Origin of the sequence: Bradyrhizobium sp. NP1 (genome assembly GCF_030378205.1) — a bacterium.
Classification (GTDB): domain Bacteria; phylum Pseudomonadota; class Alphaproteobacteria; order Rhizobiales; family Xanthobacteraceae; genus Bradyrhizobium.
Window position 1 is genome coordinate 4,863,440 of the sequence record NZ_CP127385.1, and the last position, 17,115, is coordinate 4,880,554.

The 17,115-nt window shown below is 64.8% G+C and carries 15 protein-coding genes and 1 pseudogene; 4 read left to right on the top strand and 12 right to left on the bottom strand.

The window, feature by feature from the left end; all coding sequences use genetic code 11:
* Nucleotides 1–55: 55 nt before the first annotated feature.
* Together QOU61_RS23575 and QOU61_RS23580 are read right to left on the bottom strand one after the other, a co-directional pair.
* Nucleotides 56–389 (bottom strand): annotated as a pseudogene (locus tag QOU61_RS23575) (endonuclease domain-containing protein).
* 99 nt (nucleotides 390–488) lie between these two features.
* On the bottom strand, nucleotides 489–2,435 hold the full coding sequence (locus QOU61_RS23580) for an ABCB family ABC transporter ATP-binding protein/permease (RefSeq protein ID WP_289653596.1): 1,947 nt from the start codon (nucleotides 2,433–2,435) through the stop codon (nucleotides 489–491).
* 195 nt (nucleotides 2,436–2,630) lie between these two features.
* On the opposite strand from QOU61_RS23580, the gene QOU61_RS23585 reads away from it, so the two are divergent.
* Nucleotides 2,631–3,236 (top strand): LOG family protein, encoded by a 606-nt coding sequence (locus tag QOU61_RS23585; protein WP_289653597.1) that lies wholly within the window; start codon nucleotides 2,631–2,633, stop codon nucleotides 3,234–3,236.
* 24 nt (nucleotides 3,237–3,260) lie between these two features.
* On the opposite strand, the gene QOU61_RS23590 is transcribed toward QOU61_RS23585, so the two are convergent.
* From QOU61_RS23590 to cysS, 6 genes are all read right to left on the bottom strand, one after another.
* Nucleotides 3,261–3,731: an L-2-amino-thiazoline-4-carboxylic acid hydrolase gene (locus QOU61_RS23590; RefSeq protein ID WP_289653598.1), complete on the bottom strand. Its 471-nt coding sequence runs from the start codon at nucleotides 3,729–3,731 to the stop codon at nucleotides 3,261–3,263.
* 72 nt (nucleotides 3,732–3,803) lie between these two features.
* Nucleotides 3,804–4,181 carry a VOC family protein gene (locus tag QOU61_RS23595; protein ID WP_289653599.1) on the bottom strand — a complete coding sequence of 126 codons (378 nt, stop codon included), beginning with the start codon at nucleotides 4,179–4,181 and terminating at the stop codon, nucleotides 3,804–3,806.
* Complete coding sequence (locus QOU61_RS23600; RefSeq protein WP_289653600.1) at nucleotides 4,178–4,759, bottom strand: DinB family protein; 582 nt, start codon at nucleotides 4,757–4,759, stop codon at nucleotides 4,178–4,180. The genes QOU61_RS23595 and QOU61_RS23600 overlap by 4 nt, the downstream gene beginning before the upstream one ends.
* Before the next feature lie 43 nt (nucleotides 4,760–4,802).
* A complete protein-coding gene (cimA, locus tag QOU61_RS23605; RefSeq protein ID WP_289653601.1) occupies nucleotides 4,803–6,401 on the bottom strand; it encodes a citramalate synthase in 1,599 nt (532 codons plus the stop codon).
* Nucleotides 6,398–6,910, bottom strand: a complete 513-nt coding sequence (locus QOU61_RS23610) for a GNAT family N-acetyltransferase (RefSeq protein ID WP_289661708.1) — start codon at nucleotides 6,908–6,910, stop codon at nucleotides 6,398–6,400. Before QOU61_RS23610 ends, cimA begins: the two co-directional genes overlap by 4 nt.
* A complete protein-coding gene (gene cysS, locus QOU61_RS23615; protein ID WP_289653602.1) occupies nucleotides 6,910–8,361 on the bottom strand; it encodes a cysteine--tRNA ligase in 1,452 nt (483 codons plus the stop codon). Before cysS ends, QOU61_RS23610 begins: the two co-directional genes overlap by 1 nt.
* A 289-nt stretch (nucleotides 8,362–8,650) precedes the next feature.
* On the opposite strand from cysS, the gene QOU61_RS23620 reads away from it, so the two are divergent.
* Together QOU61_RS23620 and QOU61_RS23625 are read left to right on the top strand one after the other, a co-directional pair.
* Entirely contained in the window at nucleotides 8,651–8,956 is a 306-nt protein-coding gene (locus QOU61_RS23620; protein WP_289653603.1) for a hypothetical protein, read from the top strand.
* A 133-nt stretch (nucleotides 8,957–9,089) separates the two neighbouring features.
* The gene (locus QOU61_RS23625; RefSeq protein ID WP_289653604.1) at nucleotides 9,090–10,268 is read left to right on the top strand and encodes a DUF2865 domain-containing protein; all 1,179 of its coding nucleotides are present in this window, start codon (nucleotides 9,090–9,092) and stop codon (nucleotides 10,266–10,268) included.
* Between the two features lie 10 nt (nucleotides 10,269–10,278).
* Here the strand turns inward: QOU61_RS23625 and QOU61_RS23630 are convergent, their stop codons facing one another.
* From QOU61_RS23630 to QOU61_RS23640, 3 genes are all read right to left on the bottom strand, one after another.
* Nucleotides 10,279–12,027, bottom strand: coding sequence for an NAD+ synthase (locus QOU61_RS23630; RefSeq protein WP_289653605.1), 1,749 nt, complete (start codon nucleotides 12,025–12,027; stop codon nucleotides 10,279–10,281).
* Between the two features lie 43 nt (nucleotides 12,028–12,070).
* Complete coding sequence (locus tag QOU61_RS23635) at nucleotides 12,071–12,424, bottom strand: diacylglycerol kinase (protein ID WP_289653606.1); 354 nt, start codon at nucleotides 12,422–12,424, stop codon at nucleotides 12,071–12,073.
* A 195-nt stretch (nucleotides 12,425–12,619) separates the two neighbouring features.
* Complete coding sequence (locus QOU61_RS23640; protein ID WP_289653607.1) at nucleotides 12,620–14,008, bottom strand: class II 3-deoxy-7-phosphoheptulonate synthase; 1,389 nt, start codon at nucleotides 14,006–14,008, stop codon at nucleotides 12,620–12,622.
* A 189-nt stretch (nucleotides 14,009–14,197) separates the two neighbouring features.
* Here QOU61_RS23640 and QOU61_RS23645 point away from each other — a divergent pair, with 189 nt between their 5' ends.
* Nucleotides 14,198–15,100, top strand: a complete 903-nt coding sequence (locus QOU61_RS23645) for an alpha/beta hydrolase family protein (RefSeq protein WP_289653608.1) — start codon at nucleotides 14,198–14,200, stop codon at nucleotides 15,098–15,100.
* Nucleotides 15,101–16,029: 929 nt separating this feature from the next.
* Here QOU61_RS23645 and QOU61_RS23650 read toward each other — a convergent pair.
* Nucleotides 16,030–17,067 (bottom strand): ABC transporter substrate-binding protein, encoded by a 1,038-nt coding sequence (locus QOU61_RS23650; RefSeq protein WP_289653609.1) that lies wholly within the window; start codon nucleotides 17,065–17,067, stop codon nucleotides 16,030–16,032.
* Nucleotides 17,068–17,115: the final 48 nt, after the last annotated feature.

The window sequence follows — 17,115 nt, forward strand, 5'->3', positions numbered from 1 at the left end:
TCTCCCCTTGTGGGAGAGGGTGGCACGCCGCGAAGGCGGCGTGCCGGGAGAGGGGTCAGGACGGATTCCCAAGCGCGGCCGCAATGGTATCGAGGACGCCGCCGGTGCTTTTCAGCACCTCATTATTCCAGAACCGCAGTACCCGGAACCCCTCATCTTCAAGCCATCGGGTCCGGACCGGGTCCGTTTTTACTCTCGGCATGTTGGCTGCCATCGACCTCGATAATGAGACGCCGCTCGAAACAAACAAAATCAACAACGTAGCTGCCGATCGTCGCCTGCCGCTTGAATTTGCTTCCCTTGAATCGGTGGGCGCGAAGGAAATACCACAGCCGCCGTTCGGCGTCCGTCATGTTGCGGCGGAGGACCTTGGCCTGCGCGGTCGTCATCCCCTCTCCCGTCTCGACTTCGTCGAGCCACCCTCTCCCACAGGGGGAGAGGGGATTTTCTTCGTGCTGCTGGAATCAAGCCGTTCCGAGCAGCGTCGATCACTCCGCGGCCGTTGCGATCGGATCGTCGACCTCGGGCGGGGCGCGGTTCGGCGCCTCGTTGTCGTCGTCGATCTGGGCAAGCCGCTCGCGCGCGGCCTCCGCCTCGCGCTGGCGGTTCCACATGCTGGCATAGAGCCCGCCCTTCGCCAGCAGCTGCGCATGGGTGCCGCGCTCGGCGATGCGGCCCTGGTCGAGCACGATGATCTCGTCGGCGGCGACGATGGTGGAAAGCCGGTGCGCGATCACCAGCGAGGTGCGGTTGCGCGAAACGCGCTCCAGCGCTTCCTGGATTTCGTGCTCGGTATGGCTGTCGAGCGCAGACGTCGCCTCGTCCAGCACCAGGATCGGCGGCGCCTTCAGCACGGTGCGGGCGATCGCGACGCGCTGCTTCTCGCCGCCCGACAGCTTCAGGCCGCGCTCGCCGACCTGTGTCTCGTAGCCCATCGGCGCCATCCGGATGAAGGTATCGATCTGCGCCAGCCGCGCCGCTTCCTCCACCTCGGCATCGCTCGCGTCCCAGCGGCCATAGCGGATGTTGTAGCGGATGGTGTCGTTGAACAGCACGGTGTCCTGCGGCACCATGCCGATCTGCGCCCGCAGCGAGTCCTGCGTGACCTCGCGGATATCCTTCCCGTCGATCAGGATGCGGCCGCCGGAGACGTCGTAGAGGCGGAACAGGAGGCGCGAAATCGTCGACTTGCCGGCGCCGGACGGGCCGACAATCGCGACCGTCTTGCCGGCCGGCACGTCGAAGCTGAGACCTTTCAGGATCGGCCGCTCCTCCTCGTAGGAAAAGCGCACGTCCTCGAAGCGCACATGGCCTGAGGTAACGACCAGCGGCTCGGCGCCGGGAATATCCTTGATCTCGGCCTCGCGCCCAAGCACGCCGAACATCTTCTCGATATCGATGACCGCCTGCTTGATCTCGCGATAGACCATGCCCATGAAGTTCAGGGGCTGATAGAGCTGGATCATCATGGCGTTGATCAGGACGAAATCGCCGACCGTGTTGTGGCCGGAGCGCACGCCGATCGCGCACATGATCATGGTGACGGTGAGGCCCGCGGTGAAGATCACCGCCTGCCCGGTGTTGAGCACCGCGAGCGAGGTGTAGGTCTTCACGCTCGCCTGCTCGTAGCGTTCCACCGAACGGTCGTAGCGCTGCGCCTCGCGCGTCTCGGCGCCGAAATATTTCACGGTCTCGTAGTTCAGCAGCGAGTCGATCGCCTTGGTGTTCGCCTCGGTGTCGGAGTCGTTCATCTTGCGGCGGATGCCGATCCGCCACTCGGTCGCGATGTAGGTGTAGTACATGTAGATCACGACGGTGATCATCGTCGCCAGCACATAACGCCAGTCGAACTGCCAGAGCAGCACGGCCATCAGCAGCGATACCTCGACGATGGTCGGGATCAGCTGCAGGATCACCATGCGCACGATGACCTCGATGCCGGTGCGGCCGCGCTCCAGGATGCGCGTCAGCCCGCCGGTCTTGCGCTCCAGGTGGAAGCGCAGCGACAATTCGTGCATGTGGACGAAGGTGATGTAGGCGAGCTTGCGCACCGCATGCATGGCGACGCGCGCGAAAATGCCGTCGCGCCATTGCGTCAGCACCGCCATCAGCACGCGCATCGTGCCATAGCTCGCGGTCAGCAGCAGCGGCGAGGCGACGATCCAGAACGCCCAGTTCGACGCCTCGACCGGCGCGGAGCCGTGTCCGGTCAGCGCGTCGGTCGCCCATTTGAAGGTGAAGGGCACCGCAAGGGTGGTGAGCTTGGCGAGGAGCAGCAGCACGACCGACCAGACCACGCGCATCTTCAGGTCGACGCGGTCGCCGGGCCAGATATAGGGCCACAGATGCGCGAGCGTCCCGATCAGGGTCGCGCGTTCGATCGCGGGGATGGGTCCCGGCGCTTGTCTGCCGTGGAACGAATCAGGATGAGCCATCAAATCGAAGCCTGGCGGGGAGCGGGAACGCGCCGCCTTTGTCTGTATTCACCCCGTCATATAGAGTGTTTATTTGCCCCGCGCACCCCGACAGATGGGTGATTCTTTCGCCATGTCCGGATATTTGCGGATAGATTTCCAAGGGCTACGAATCAGCGGCTTGACGCCCTTACCTTGCGGTGCCACATGCTGAAGATGAGCAATATTAAAACTGTCTGTGTCTATTGCGGCTCCGGCCCCGGGACCAATCACCATTTCATCGAATCCGCGAAGGCCTTCGGCAAGATCCTCGCCGAAAACGGCATCCGCCTCGTCTATGGCGGCGGCTCGCTCGGCATGATGGGCGCGGTCGCCTCCTCCGTGCTCGACCATGGCGGCACCGTGACCGGCATCATCCCGGACTTCCTCACTGCGCGCGAAAACGCCATGACCCGCGCGCAGGAAATGATCGTCACGCCCGACATGCATGAGCGCAAGCGGCTGATGTTCGAGCGCTCCGACGCCTTCGTCGCGCTGCCCGGCGGCATCGGCACGCTGGAGGAGCTGGTCGAGCAGCTCACCTGGCAGCAGCTCGGACGCCACTCCAAGCCGGTGCTGCTCGCCAACATCGACGGCTTCTGGGAGCCGCTGCTCGCACTGTTTGCGCATATGCGCGAAACCCAGTTCATCCGCCCCAACCTGTCGATCGACATCCTCAAGGCCGAACGGGTCGAGGACATCCTGCCCCGCCTGCGCGCCGCCGCCGCGCGCGTCGGCGAAAGCGGCAAGCAGATGGCGCCGGAGATCGCGCGAAGGCTTTAGGTCGAAGGCGGCAGCAACCCGCCTTCAATCCTCCTCGCCGGATCGCCGGTAGCGGAAATCGCAATGGCTGGCGCCCTGCATGATGGTTTGCGTGCGCGTCAGCCTGACGTCGGGATCAAACCCTTTGGCCGTATCGAAATCCGCGCTGCAGACCAGCAGGAATCCGAGCTCCGGCTCGCCGAGCGCCTTGTAGAATTCGGCGTAGCGGCATCCCGTGACGTCGATCGCGTAAGTGTCCTCTGACCGCTCGACCACCCTGTAGTCGAGCGCGTCTTCGCCGGCATAGGTTGCGAACGCGGACGCCATGACGTTGCCGAGGTTCTTGTCGTTCTTCGCCCGCCAGAACGCTTCGCCGTAGCGGCGATAGGTGTCGCCGAGCGCCTTTCGAACCAGGGCGTTCGCCCGCTCCTTGCCGAGCTCTGCCTGCAAGGCCTTCACGAGCGGCACCAGCAACTCGGCCTGGATCTTGGCTTGCTGAATGACGGAAACGGCCATGCTCCACCTCCCGTTCTGGCGTTGCGCGAAGTATAGCGCAGATCCACGGCGGCGTTGAGATGCGGCCGTCCTTCACGCCTGCGGAAACGTCACCGCCTCGATGCGGTTGCCGTCGGGATCGGTGACGAAGGCAGCGTAGTAGCGGACGCGATCGTGCGGCCGCAATCCCGGCGCTCCATCGGAAGCGCCACCGGCACCGAGCGCCGCGGCGTGGAAGGCATCAACCGCCTCCGGCGATCGCGCGCGCAGGCAGATATGCGTGCCGCTCCCCTCCTCCACCCGCTTCATGCCGGGGCGCAGGTTGATCCAGAATTCCGGATAGGCCTTGCCGAAGCCGATCGTCGCCGGCCGCGTGACGAGGCGTGCGAGCCCGAGCGGTGCAAGCGCAGCCTCATAGAAGCGCGCGGCGCGTTCGAGGTCGCTGACGGCAACGGAAATGTGATCAATCACGATGGCTCTCCCTCCTCCCTGCCCCACACCATTTCCTCGCTCCAGCCGAGCTGGTCGAATTCGCCAGCCCGCAGCGGCGCTTCACCGACCGAGAAGAACTCATCGAGCTGAGGCGGCTTGATCGCCGTTCCCGCGAGCATCGCATGGGCCTGGCCGCGATGATGGATCTGATGCTGGAACAGATGCATCAGCAGGCGGTCGCGCCGCTCAGCCTGAATGCGGGTATCACGGTTGACCCGCACGATCGCGCCGAGACGTTCATCCGTCAGCGCATTGCAATGCGCGATCAGGCGCGCATCTATCGCAGCTTGCGCGGTCCGCAATTCGCCGATTGATGGATACGGCACGGGATTGGCCCAGGCCTTCGGCCCGAGCCAGCCGCCTTCGAGCGCATCGACATAGAAGAGGTCGATGACATAGATGTGATTCAAGGTCGCCTGCAGGCTCGGAAAGAAGCTCGTTCGATCGGCCTCGAATGCCTGCCGATCGAGCCCGGCACAGGCCGAAAGCAGCCGATGGTTCGACCACGCGTTGTTGTAGGCGAACGCGCGGTAGGTCTGAACGAGGCTGGCGGGCATATCCACCTCCAGGCGCGAACTGATCCCCCATGCCAATGATGGCCTACGCCGGCGCGTCCGACCTCACAAGCTTGTAGAATACAGAATCCATCAGCGCCTGGAACGAGGCGTCGATGATGTTCGGCGACACGCCGACCGTGGTCCAGCGTTCGCCGGCCTCGTCCTCGCTCTCGATCAGCACACGCGTCACCGCTTCCGTACCGCCATTGAGGATACGGACGCGGTAGTCGACCAGCTTCAGCCCCTCGATATATTTCTGGTACTTGCCGAGATCCTTGCGCAAGGCGACGTCGAGCGCGTTGACCGGGCCGTTGCCTTCGGCGGCCGAGATCAGCCGCTCGCCGGCGACATCGACCTTCACCACAGCGAGCGCCACGGTGACCTGCTGGCCGTTGGCGTTGTAGCGCTGCTCGACATTGACGTCGAACTGCTCGACGCGGAAATATTCCGGCACCTTGCCGAGGGTGCGGCGGGCCAACAGCTCGAACGAGGCATTGGCGGATTCATAGGCGTAACCGGCGGCCTCGCGCTCCTTCAGCTCCTCGACGAGGCGCGAAAGCCTGGCGTCGTTCCTGTCGTAGGCGAAGCCTGCCCGGTCGAGCGCGGCGATGACGTTGGAGCGGCCGGCCTGGTCCGAGACCAACACCTTGCGGTGGTTGCCAACCGTCTCAGGCGCGACATGCTCGTAAGTCTGCGGATCCTTCAGCATTGCCGACGCATGGATGCCGGTCTTGGTCACGAAGGCGCTTTCGCCGACATAGGCGGCGTGGCGGTTCGGCGCGCGGTTGAGCATGTTGTCGAGCGTGCGCGACACCTTTGCGAGACTGGCCAACTGCGCATCGGAAACGCTGATCTCGAAGGAATCGGAAAATTCACGCTTCAGCTTCAGGGTCGGGATCAGCGAACAAAGATTGGCGTTGCCGCAGCGCTCGCCAAGGCCGTTCAGCGTGCCCTGGATCTGCCGCGCGCCGGCGCGCACCGCGGCCAGCGAATTGGCGACCGCCTGTTCGGTGTCGTTGTGGGCATGGATGCCGACGTGATCGCCCGGGATGAGCTTGGTCACCTCGCGCACGATCGCTTCCACCTCGTGCGGCATGGTGCCGCCGTTGGTGTCGCACAAGACGACCCACCGCGCGCCGGAATCATAGGCCGCCTTGGCGCAGGCGAGCGCGAATTCGGCGTTTTCCTTGTAGCCGTCGAAGAAATGCTCGCAATCGAGCATGACCTCGCGCCCGGCGGCCTTCGCCGCAGCGACGCTGTCGCGGATGGAGGCGAGGTTTTCCTCGTTGGTGGTCTCGAGCGCCACCCGCACCTGATAGGCGGACGATTTCGCGACGAAGCAGATCGCATCCGCCTTGGCCTCGAGCAGCGCAGCGAGCCCCGGATCGTTCGAGGCCGAGCGGCCGGCGCGCCGCGTCATGCCGAAGGCGGTGAAGCGGGCATGGTCGAGCTTCGGCTTGGCCGCAAAGAACTCGCTGTCGAGCGGATTGGCGCCGGGATAGCCGCCCTCGACATAGTCGATGCCGAGTTCGTCAAGCATCGCGGTGATCGCCTGCTTGTCGTGCAGGGTGAAATCGACGCCGTTGGTTTGCGCGCCGTCGCGCAGCGTGGTGTCGAAGAGATAGAGGCGCTCCTTGCTCATGACTGCGCTCCCGGCGCGGCGGCGTCGCCGAGCTGCTTCTGCATGGTGGTGTTGGCGAGCCACTCGCCGTTGACGGAAACGCTGTTGCGCTGGCGCGCCACATAGCCGCGCTTCCTGAAGAACTCCTGCGCGGTCTCGCTGGCGTCGACGGTCAGTGCCTTCACGCCGCGGCCACCGGCAAGCCGCTCCAGCGCATCGCACAGCATGGAACCGATGCCTTCGCCCGCCGCATCAGGGTGCACGTAGAGCATGTCGATGTGGTCGTTGCCTTTCAGCGACGCAAATCCGACCGGCGAATTCTCCAATGTCGCGATCAGCGTCAACTGGCCGGCAAGCCGCTTGCCGAAGGCCTGCTCGTCGTCGGCCGAGGCCGCCCAGGCCTCCTGCTGCGCTTCGCTGTAATCGTCGCCGGTCAACTCCAGGATCGAGGCGGCGAAGATCGCCGCCAGGACGGGCGTATCGGCGGCCAGAAATGGCCGCAGCGCTGGTTTTGGCGATTCCTGTGCCATCATCGCGCGATCTCCCAGGTGGTGACCGGCTTGCCGTCGGCGCCCTTGCCATCCTTGAGCACGACGCCCATTGCAGCGAGCTCGTCGCGAATGCGGTCGGATTCCCTGAAGTCCTTGCGGGCGCGGGCGGCGGCGCGTTCGGCGATCAACGTGTTGACCTGATCGGCGTCGATATCGGATTTTTGACGTCGGAGAATATCTTGCAACCCTACGCCCTTCAGAGTGAAACCCAAGAAGTCGCAAGTCGCCTTAAGATCACTGGCGGCTCGATAATCTCCCGCCCGGCCCTTCGCTGCTAGCGAATGAAGCGCCGCAATGGCTTGGGACGTGTTCAAGTCGTCACTGAGAGCCGAAAGCACATCCTCCGACACAGTTCCGTGCTCTGCATCTACGGTACGTGTTATGTGCTGAAAACTGTCGAGAGCGACTGCCGCCTGTTCAGTCGAATGCCGCGTCCAATCAATCGGCGATCGATAGTGCGTCATCAACATCTGAAACCGCAACACTTCTCCTGGCCAGTCTTTCAGCAGATCACGGATCGTGAAAAAATTGCCGAGCGACTTCGACATCTTCTCGCCCTCGACCTGGAGGAAGCCGTTGTGCATCCAGGTGTTGGCCATGCGCGCTTCATGGAACGCGCAGCAGCTTTGCGCGAGCTCGTTCTCGTGATGTGGGAACACCAGATCGATGCCGCCGCCATGAATGTCGAACTGCTCGCCGAGATGCTTCCAGGCCATCGCCGAGCATTCGATGTGCCAGCCGGGGCGGCCTTCAGACTTGATGCCCGCAGGCGAGGGCCAGGACGGCTCGCCGGGCTTGGAGGGCTTCCACAGCACGAAGTCGGTGACGTCGCGCTTGTAGGGAGCAACATCGACGCGCGCGCCGGCGATCATCTCGTCGAGCGAGCGGTTGGCCAGCGCGCCGTAACGCGGCAGCACCTTGTTCGCGGCGTTCATCGCCTGCGGCGAGAACAGCACGTGATCTTCGGCGACATAGGCGAAGCCGCCCTCGACCAGCTTCTCGATGATCGCGCGCATTTCGGCGATGTGCTCGGTCGCGCGCGGCTCGACGGTCGGGCGCAAGGCACCGAGCGCGTCGACATCCTCGTGGAACTGGCGCTCGGTGACCTCGGTGACCTTGCGGATCGCCTCGTTGAGCGGCAAACCCGGAAAATCCCGCGCCGCGCGGTCGTTGATCTTGTCATCGACGTCGGTGATGTTGCGGACGTAGGTGACTTTCGTCTCACCCTTGCCATCGTCCCACACGCCCTGTTTAGCCAGATGGCGCAACAGGCGGAACAGCACGTCGAACACGATGACGGGGCGCGCATTGCCGATATGGGCGAAGTCGTAGACCGTCGGCCCGCACACATACATGCGCACATGTTTCGGATCGAGCGGCACGAAGGGCCGCTTTTCCCGGGTCAAGGTATCGTAGAGTCGCAATTGCATGGGTATACCGTCGCTCGTGCCTTGCGGCCGGGCGTCCTGATGATCTCTTTGTGTAGAGAAAAGACGGCCTCAGCCAGCGAATCGCTAGCTAATAATCTCGCGGCAAATGATGCAGATGGCGAGGAAGCCGTTCATGGTCACACCATGGGGGAATCGGGGGCATGCCGTCAAGTGGGGCGTTTTCGGACCGATTTTCGCCGCAAAATCAAAGCACCTCCGCCGGCATGGTTAATCATCCTTAATCTTTTCGGTCTATCCCATGCGCGCGTTCCCCATTGATCGGTGCCCTATGCGACTTGTTACGGCGCTTTTCGTCTCCGCGCTCCTTGCCGCTGCTTCCGAAGCCGCGGCGGAAACCAGGGTTTTCATCGTCGCCAACCAGGCCGACGGCTATGGCGTCGACCAATGCCTGGCCCGGGGCGAGAAGTGCGGCGCGCACGCCGCCCTGTCCTATTGCCGGGCGCGCGACTTCAGCCAGGCGTCGGCCTATCGCCGCGTCGATCCCGACGAAATCACCGGTTCGGTGGCGAGATCCGGCGGGAACTGCGCCCATGGCGGCTGCGATGAATATGTCGCGATCACCTGCCAGCGCTGAAGCCTGATTCGGACCGGCCGATCTGCCACACCGGTGCCCCGGAAACGACGTGACGATGCCCCGGGAAGCAGCTATGTGGGAGCGCCTGCCGCGGGGCTTGCCGGCCGCGCGGAAATGCTTTTTACGGCCGGATATGCCAGAACAGCAGACTGCCTCTCTCCGCCGATGGATCCTCGCCTGCGCCGCGTTGCTCGGCGGGCTTGCGTCCGCTCCTGCCGCGTTCGCGCAGATGAACCCCGGCGCGCCGCCCCCGCCGCCTGCGGCGGCCACCAACCCGATCTGTCCCCGGCTGGAAGCGCAGCTCGCCACCATCGACCGTGGCGGCAGCAATGATCCGAACAAGGACGAGCAGATCCGCCGCTACCAGGACGCCGCCACCCGCCAGCAGGCCGAACTCGAGCGCGTCACCTCGCAGGCCAAGCGCATGGGCTGCGACAGCTCCGGCTTCTTCTCGCTGTTCAATGGCCAGTCCGCGCAATGCGGCCCGGTGAACAACCAGATCCAGCAGATGCGCGCCAATCTCGACCAGATGACCTCGAGCCTGGAGCGGCTGCGCACCGGCGGCAGCGTCGACCGCGACAACCAGCGCCGCTCCGTGCTGATTGCGCTGGCGCAGAACAATTGCGGGCCGCAATATGCCGCAGCCGTTCAGCAGCAGGGCCCCTCCGGCCCCGGCGGCTTCCTGAACAACCTGTTCGGTGGTGGCAACAACGCTCCCGGCATGCCGGTCCCGGCCGATCTCGGTCCGCCATCCGGCACCTACCGCACGGTGTGCGTGCGCACCTGCGACGGCGCCTATTTCCCGATCTCGTTCGCAACCGTGCCGACGCGCTTCCCTGACGACGAGAAGACCTGCAAGTCGCTGTGCCCGGCCACCGACGCAACGCTGTTCGCCTACCGCAATCCCGGCGAGGACATGAACCAGGCGGTTTCCATCGCGGGCCAGCCCTATTCGTCGCTGCCGAATGCGTTCCGCTTCCGCACCGAGTTCAATCCGTCCTGCTCCTGCAAGGCGCCCGGGCAGACCTGGTCGGAGGCGCTCAAATCGATCGACGACAAGGCGGCCGCCGAGCAGCAGGGCGACATCATCGTCACCGAAGAGAGCGCGCGGAAGATGCAGCAGCGCGCCCAGCAGACCAAGGGTGCAGCGGGTGCGGGCAAGAAGGGCGCGCCGGCGGCTACCGCGAACACGCCCCCTGCCCCTGACCCCTCGCAGCCCGCCGCCGATCCGGCAACTGCCGGCAAGGACCGGCCGATCCGCTCGGTCGGGCCGACCTTCCTGCCCAACAACGCGCCCGCCACCACGCGCTAGACCGGGTTCGCTAACCGTCAAACGCTTCCGCCGAGGCGCGGCCCACGCGCGACACCAGCTTCTCGTCGGGAACCGGCAGCGCCTTGCCGAGATCGCGGAAGCGGTTGGTGATGGGATAGCGGCGATCGCGACCGAAATTCTTGCGCGTCACCTTGACGCCGGGCGCGGCCTGCCGGCGCTTGTATTCGGCGATGTTCAGCAGGCGGTCGATGCGCGCCACGAGATCAGCATCGAAGCCCGCCGCGATGATCGAGGCGAGCGGCTCCTCGCGTTCGACCAGCCGCTCCAGGACGGCATCGAGCACCTCGTAAGGCGGCAGCGAGTCCTGGTCGGTCTGGTTCTCGCGCAACTCCGCCGTCGGCGGCCGGACGATGATGCTTTCCGGGATGACCTCGCCCGAGGGTCCGAGCGCGCCGTCCGGCTTCCAGCGGTTGCGCAGCGCCGAGAGGCGGAACACCTCGGTCTTGTAGATGTCCTTGATCGGATTGAAGCCGCCGTTCATGTCGCCATAGAGCGTGGCGTAGCCGACCGACATTTCCGACTTGTTGCCGGTCGTCACCACCATGGCGCCGGTCTTGTTGGAGATCGCCATCAGCAGCGTGCCGCGGGCGCGCGCCTGCAAATTCTCCTCGGTGATGTCGCGCGGCAGTCCCTTGAACACGCCGGACAGGATCTTCTCGAAACCCTCCACCGCGTCCGCGATCGGCAGCACCTCGTAGCGGATGCCGAGCGCGGCCGCCAGCCGCGCCGCGTCGTCGAGCGACACCTGCGCGGTGAAACGGTACGGCAGCATCACGCCGCGCACCGCGTCCTTCCCGAGCGCGTCGACCGCGATCGCCGCGCACAGCGCGGAGTCGATGCCGCCGGAGATGCCGAGCAGCACGCCGGGAAATCCGGTCTTGCGGACGTAGTCGCGCAGGCCAAGCACGCAGGCCGCGTAATCGGCCTCGTCGCCATCAGGGATTTTCGCGATCGGGCCAGAGCAGCGCCAGCCGGCGTCGGTCTTGCCCCAGCGCAGGGTCGTGATGCTCTCCTGGAACGCCGGCAGTTGGGCGGCGACCGACAAATCCGCATTCAGCACGAAGGAGGCGCCGTCGAACACCAGCTCGTCCTGGCCGCCGACCTGGTTGAGATAGGCGAGCGGCAGGCCGCTTTCGGTGACGCGTGCCACCGCAATCGACAGCCGCACGTCGCCCTTGTCGCGCGCGTAAGGCGAACCGTTCGGCACCACGATGATTTCGGCGCCGGTCTCGGCAAGGCACTCGACGACGTTCTCGTAGTCCTCGGATTCCTCGAGCCAGATGTCCTCGCAGATGGGAACGCCGACCCGCACGCCGCGAACCGTCACGGGACCCGCGGCGGGTCCGCGCGCGAACAGGCGCTTCTCGTCGAACACGCCGTAGTTCGGCAAATTGGCCTTGAAGCGCAAGGCGGCGATGCGGCCGCCGTCCAGCAGCGCCACGGCGTTGTAGAGCTTGTCGTCCTCGACCCAGGGGCTGCCGACCAGCATCGCCGGTCCGCCATCGGCGGTCTCGCGGGCCAGCGCCTCGACCGCCGCGCGGCAGGCCGCCTGGAACGCGGGCTTGAGCACGAGGTCTTCAGGCGGATAACCGGCAATGAACAGTTCCGGCAGCAGGACGAGGTCGGCGCCATCGGCCGCCGCCTGCGCGCGCGCGGCGCGGGCCTTGGCGGCGTTACCCTCGACATCCCCGACGGTCGGATTGAGCTGGGCGAGCGTGATCGAAAATTGAGCGGTCATGGCGCGATGGTGCACCCCTGTGCGGTCAACTGCAATTGCCCCTTTAGAACGCGCCCATGCGCTCGGCGAGGGCGAACAGCCAGAACGCGCCGGCCATCAGCAGGGAGACGCCGACGGCGGCCGAGCCCATGTCCTTGACCCGGCCGATCTGCGCGTCGTGATCGGTGGTCAGCCGATCGGCGAGCTTCTCGATCGCGGTGTTGAGCAGCTCGACCACCAGGACGAAGGCCACGACGGCCACGAGCTCGACTCGGCGCATGGTCGTGGCGCCGATCAGCCATGCGCCGGGCAGCGACAGCGCGAGCGCCGCCAGCTCCTCGCGAACGGCCTGCTCCGAGCGGACCGCAAAGACGAGGCCGTTCCGCGTGTTGATCGTGGCCCGCCAAAGCCGCAGCAATTCCAGTGCCCCCCTACGGCCAGAAGCCCGACGCTAGTGGAGCGGATTTGACGTTCGCTACCCGTTTGCCGCGATTCTTTAATGCGAACGTCAAATCCGAAGCTCCACTAGCATCAATAGCTTGCTAGTGGTCCTTTGATTCTAACATTCGCAAACGTGCCTCCCAAGTGGGGAGCGAATGTTAGAATCGGACCACTAGAACCCCGCCGCCGCCGGCACCGGCTTGACCTTGTTGCCGCGCTCCTGCTTGAGCAGCTCGGCGATCAGGAAAGCGAGGTCGATCGACTGCTCGGCGTTGAGCCGTGGATCGCAGACCGTGTGGTAGCGGTCGTTGAGATCCTCTTCGGTGATGGCGCGCGCGCCGCCGATGCATTCGGTGACGTCCTGGCCCGTCATCTCCAGATGGACGCCGCCGGCATGGCTGCCTTCGGCGGCGTGGATCGCAAAGAACGCGCGCACTTCCGACAGGATGCGGTCGAACGGCCTTGTCTTGTAGCCGGAGCTCGAGGTGACGGTGTTGCCGTGCATCGGATCACACGACCACACGACGCTGCGGCCTTCGCGCGTCACCGCGCGGATCAGCCCCGGCAGGTGATCGCCGACCTTGTCGGCGCCGAAGCGGTTGATCAGCGTCAGCCGTCCGGGCTCGTTGTCCGGATTGAGCACGTCGATCAGGCGCAAGAGCTCGTCCGGCTTCAACGAGGGTCCGCATTTCAGGCCGATCGGATTCTTGATGCCGCGGAAATATTCGACATGGGCGTGATCGAGCTGGCGGGTGCGATCGCCGATCCAGATGAAATGGCCCGAGGTCGCATACCAGTCGCCGGTCGTGGAATCGACGCGGGTGAAGGCCTGCTCGTAGCCGAGCAGCAGCGCCTCGTGGCTGGTGTAGAAGTCGGTCGCGCGCAGCTCGGGGTGGCTTTCCAGATCGAGCCCGCAGGCGCGCATGAAGTTCAGCGCCTCGGAGATGCGATCCGCCAGCTCCTTGTAGCGGCGCGACTGCGCGGAGTCCTTGAGGAAGCCGAGCATCCACTGGTGCACGCTGCCGAGATTGGCAAAGCCGCCGGTCGCGAACGCACGCAACAGATTGAGCGTCGCCGCCGACTGCCGGTAGGCCATCAACTGGCGCACCGGATCGGGGTTGCGCGCTTCCGCGGTGAAGGCGATGTCGTTGATGATGTCGCCGCGATAGCTCGGCAGCTCGACGCCATCGATCTTCTCGGTGGCCGACGAGCGCGGCTTGGCGAACTGGCCGGCGATGCGGCCGATCTTCACCACCGGCACCGCGCCGGCATAGGTGAGCACCACCGCCATCTGCAGGAAGATGCGGAAGAAGTCGCGGATGTTGTTGGCGCCGTGCTCGGCGAAGCTTTCGGCGCAATCGCCGCCCTGCAGGAGGAAGGCTTCGCCCGCGGCGACGCGCGCAAGCGCCTTCTTCAGATTGCGCGCCTCGCCGGCAAAGACCAGCGGCGGAAAGGTGGCGAGCTGCGCCTCGACATCGGCCAACGCGCGGGCGTCGGGATATTGGGGCATCTGCTGCACCGGCCGGGCGCGCCAGCTATCCGGTGTCCACCGCTCGGACATGGGGGTCAACTCCTTGAGCAAAAACCGTCACTTACCGAGGCAAGCGCATGCGCCGCGTTATACACAGGCTGCTCCATAACCGCTAGCCGCAATTCCGCCCCAGCATCAGACGCTTACCACAAGCCCTTGCGGCCAAAGTCGAATTCGCATTTGCTTGAACCACGACCTGAGGCAGGCGGGGACCGGGCGGTGGATACGGCGGCGCTGGACGACGTTTTCAGTGATGACATCACGATCCCCGCGGCCGACGGCTACCCGCTCGCCGCCACCCTGTTCCTGCCGCGGGGCGCCAAGCGGCATGCGGTGCTGATCAGCTCGGCGACCGCCGTGCCGCGCCGGATCTACCGCGGCTTTGCCGGCTACCTGGCGCATCGCGGCTGCGCCGTGCTCACCTACGACTATCGCGGCGTTGGCGGCTCGCGGCAGCGCGCGGTCGAAGGCTACAACCGGCCGCGATCGCTGGTCGGCTTCAAGGCCTCGATGGCCGACTGGGCCGCACTCGACATCACCGCCGCTGTCGCGTGGATGCGCGAGCGCTACCACAACCTGCCGCTCTCTTATGTCGGCCATTCCTTCGGCGGCCAGGCGCTTGGCCTGCTCAAGAACAACGGCGAGATATCGCGCGCGCTGCTCGTTGCCTCGCAGGCCGCCTACTGGAGGCTGATGGCCTCGCCGGAGCGCTACCGCGTCTACGCGCTGCTCAACTTCGTCGGCGTCCCCCTCACCCGGCTGCGGGGCTATGCCCCGGGGCGGATGGGGATCGGCGAGGACCTGCCCAAGGGCGTGTTCCTGCAATGGGTCAAATGGGTGATGAGCCCACGCTATCTGTTCGACGATTCCTCGCTCACGACGCTCGGCAATTTCGCCAACTACAAGGGCGCGATGCGCGCGCTGTGCTTCACCGACGATCCCTGGGCCACGCGGCCCGCGGTCGAGCTGCTCGCCGGCTTCTATACCGGGACGGCGGCGGAGATCATCTCCATCAGGCCTGCCGAGCTCGCGGTCGAGAAAATCGGGCATCTCGGTTTCTTCCGCCCCGAGCATCGCGACACGTTGTGGCGTGGTGCGGCGGAGTGGCTGGAGGGGCAGTGATCGGCGTACTGGATCGCAGCCGGAGCCTGTCATCGGGCGCGCATTCGCGCGACCCGTTGGCGGGCGATGACAATCGACAATCCTGGGGCAATGCTCGACACACGCCTTCGCCTTCTCGCGGCGGATTCCGCCCGAGGCCTTGATCAACATCTCCCTCCGAGAACAGAGGGCGCAGGGAAAGCCGGGCGCTTGACCGCACCCGCAGCCTCGTGCGCAAAGTAAAAAAGCACACGAGTTAGTCACCACAGGTTTGGCCACAACATCCGGCCTTCCCTGCGCAATGGTTTTAACGGTTTCCTTCGCGCTCTCCCCGGTGACCGGGCTTTTTTGCCACCGTCACTTGCGAAACGTCTCGCAAGCTTGATGCCAGCGTCGGGGCATCAGGACCACACGACTTCGCCGTCCGCGTTGGCACCGCTCGTCAATGGTGCCGCCGCGTCCATCGCATCCCGCGCCCAACGTTCGTGACGATCGCGAAACGCCCCTCTTGATCAGGACGGGACGCAGGAATTGAAGCCACTGATTTGCCCGACGGCGAAAGCGATTTATTTTTTGCGCGAGGACTGGACGACCCAAATCACGTTGACTTCGTTCAAGAATTTTTCCTGTCCGCGCAGGCGCTTTTTCAAGCGCCAAGCGCGCGATGACGCTCGCAAAACGCGGTGATTTGTTCGACCCGGGCAAATCACCCGTGACAGGCCATGTGCTCATAGACTGATGATGTCCGCCTAGCCCCGAACAACGGCGCAAAAGCAGACATGCTCTTATCGGCCCTATGGGCCATGAACGGACTCAACGGTAGGGATTTGTCGCCAGCCGTGGCTCTCTTACCTTGCGTTCATGCGCAGCCAGCTTCGGCACGTTGCAGTAAGTTCAAGCCCCAGCGAGCCGAGCCCTCGATCCACTTCGCTCCATCGGGCTATGCCTGCTCACTCGATCTTGCGGTAGTACAGGCGGACCAGCTCTTGCGGTGTCTTGTTGGTCTTGATGGCGCCGGATTCGATCCGCGTCTTGAACGCCTGCTCCAACGCCTGAGCGACGTCGAGCTGGTGATCAAAGCCGAGGCTTTTCGCGGCTTTGACCGACGCCTCAACCGGGACCGCCGCCCCATAGTAGCCGGCCGCCTGTGCGGCGAGGACCGCCTCGCGCGGGTGCTGGCCGGCCCACTCCCTTGCGTGCCTGAATGCCCGTGCGATCTTGGCCGCGGTCTCGGGGTCGTTATCGACGATCGCGCGCTTGATGACCGTGAGACAGCAAAACTCATTATTGTACGTTGTTTCGTTCTGGGTGACGAGCCGCCGGGCGACATGCTTGTCCTCCAGCAGCGATGTGCGGGGCTCTCCAATGGCGACCGCGTCGAACTTCCCCGTCTTGAACCCCTCCGCCACGTAGTCGTTCAGACTCGGCAGTGCCTCCCAGGGCAAGGTCGTCAGTGTGATGTCTCTGGGAGCATCCAGCCCGGGTGCCTTCAGCCAATGGTGAAGCCACATATGACCGTGCAACAGGAACGGCTCGACGGCATATGGAAGGATCTCGATCGTCTTCCCCTTGAGGTCAGCGGCGGACTGGATCGGGGCGTCCGGCGCGACCATCACCGACCAGCAGCCGAAGTGGTTGCCGTCGACGATGTAGTAGTCGACATTCCCGGCCACCATGTGATGAAGCTGGTCCGTGTCGAAATAGCCGAAATCGGCCTCGGTGAGCCCCGCGTCGGTCTTCACCCAGAGCCGATGGGATCTGCCCTCGGAGACGGCAGTGCGATTGTCGAGCGCGGCGATGCCCCGGACCCGCAGGCCTTCTTCGGCGAAGAAGCCTTTCACGAGAACCGCATACTGACCGAGGTGACAGGTCAGCCCCGTCGGGTCGTAGCCCATGATGAAAGTCTTCTGGTCCGCGGCGCCAGCCGGCACCCCTAACAAGCAGAGGACGATTCCCAAACTGATGATGAGTACGTTGAGGCGTTTCATTGTCAGCTCCTCTCTGGTTCTGAGGATACGACCCCCTACTTTTGTCAT

What these genes read in the sequence shown, in the direction of transcription:
- QOU61_RS23650 (WP_289653609.1), bottom strand. Translation starts at nt 17,067, where the DNA reads ATGAAACGCCTCAACGTACTCATCATCAGTTTGGGAATCGTCCTCTGC.
- cimA (WP_289653601.1), bottom strand. Translation starts at nt 6,401, where the DNA reads ATGAGCAAGGAGCGCCTCTATCTCTTCGACACCACGCTGCGCGACGGC.
- QOU61_RS23585 (WP_289653597.1), top strand. Translation starts at nt 2,631, where the DNA reads ATGAGCAATATTAAAACTGTCTGTGTCTATTGCGGCTCCGGCCCCGGG.
- QOU61_RS23600 (WP_289653600.1), bottom strand. Translation starts at nt 4,759, where the DNA reads ATGCCCGCCAGCCTCGTTCAGACCTACCGCGCGTTCGCCTACAACAAC.
- QOU61_RS23620 (WP_289653603.1), top strand. Translation starts at nt 8,651, where the DNA reads ATGCGACTTGTTACGGCGCTTTTCGTCTCCGCGCTCCTTGCCGCTGCT.
- QOU61_RS23580 (WP_289653596.1), bottom strand. Translation starts at nt 2,435, where the DNA reads ATGGCTCATCCTGATTCGTTCCACGGCAGACAAGCGCCGGGACCCATC.
- QOU61_RS23610 (WP_289661708.1), bottom strand. Translation starts at nt 6,910, where the DNA reads ATGGCACAGGAATCGCCAAAACCAGCGCTGCGGCCATTTCTGGCCGCC.
- cysS (WP_289653602.1), bottom strand. Translation starts at nt 8,361, where the DNA reads ATGCAATTGCGACTCTACGATACCTTGACCCGGGAAAAGCGGCCCTTC.
- QOU61_RS23590 (WP_289653598.1), bottom strand. Translation starts at nt 3,731, where the DNA reads ATGGCCGTTTCCGTCATTCAGCAAGCCAAGATCCAGGCCGAGTTGCTG.
- QOU61_RS23640 (WP_289653607.1), bottom strand. Translation starts at nt 14,008, where the DNA reads ATGTCCGAGCGGTGGACACCGGATAGCTGGCGCGCCCGGCCGGTGCAG.
- QOU61_RS23630 (WP_289653605.1), bottom strand. Translation starts at nt 12,027, where the DNA reads ATGACCGCTCAATTTTCGATCACGCTCGCCCAGCTCAATCCGACCGTC.
- QOU61_RS23625 (WP_289653604.1), top strand. Translation starts at nt 9,090, where the DNA reads ATGCCAGAACAGCAGACTGCCTCTCTCCGCCGATGGATCCTCGCCTGC.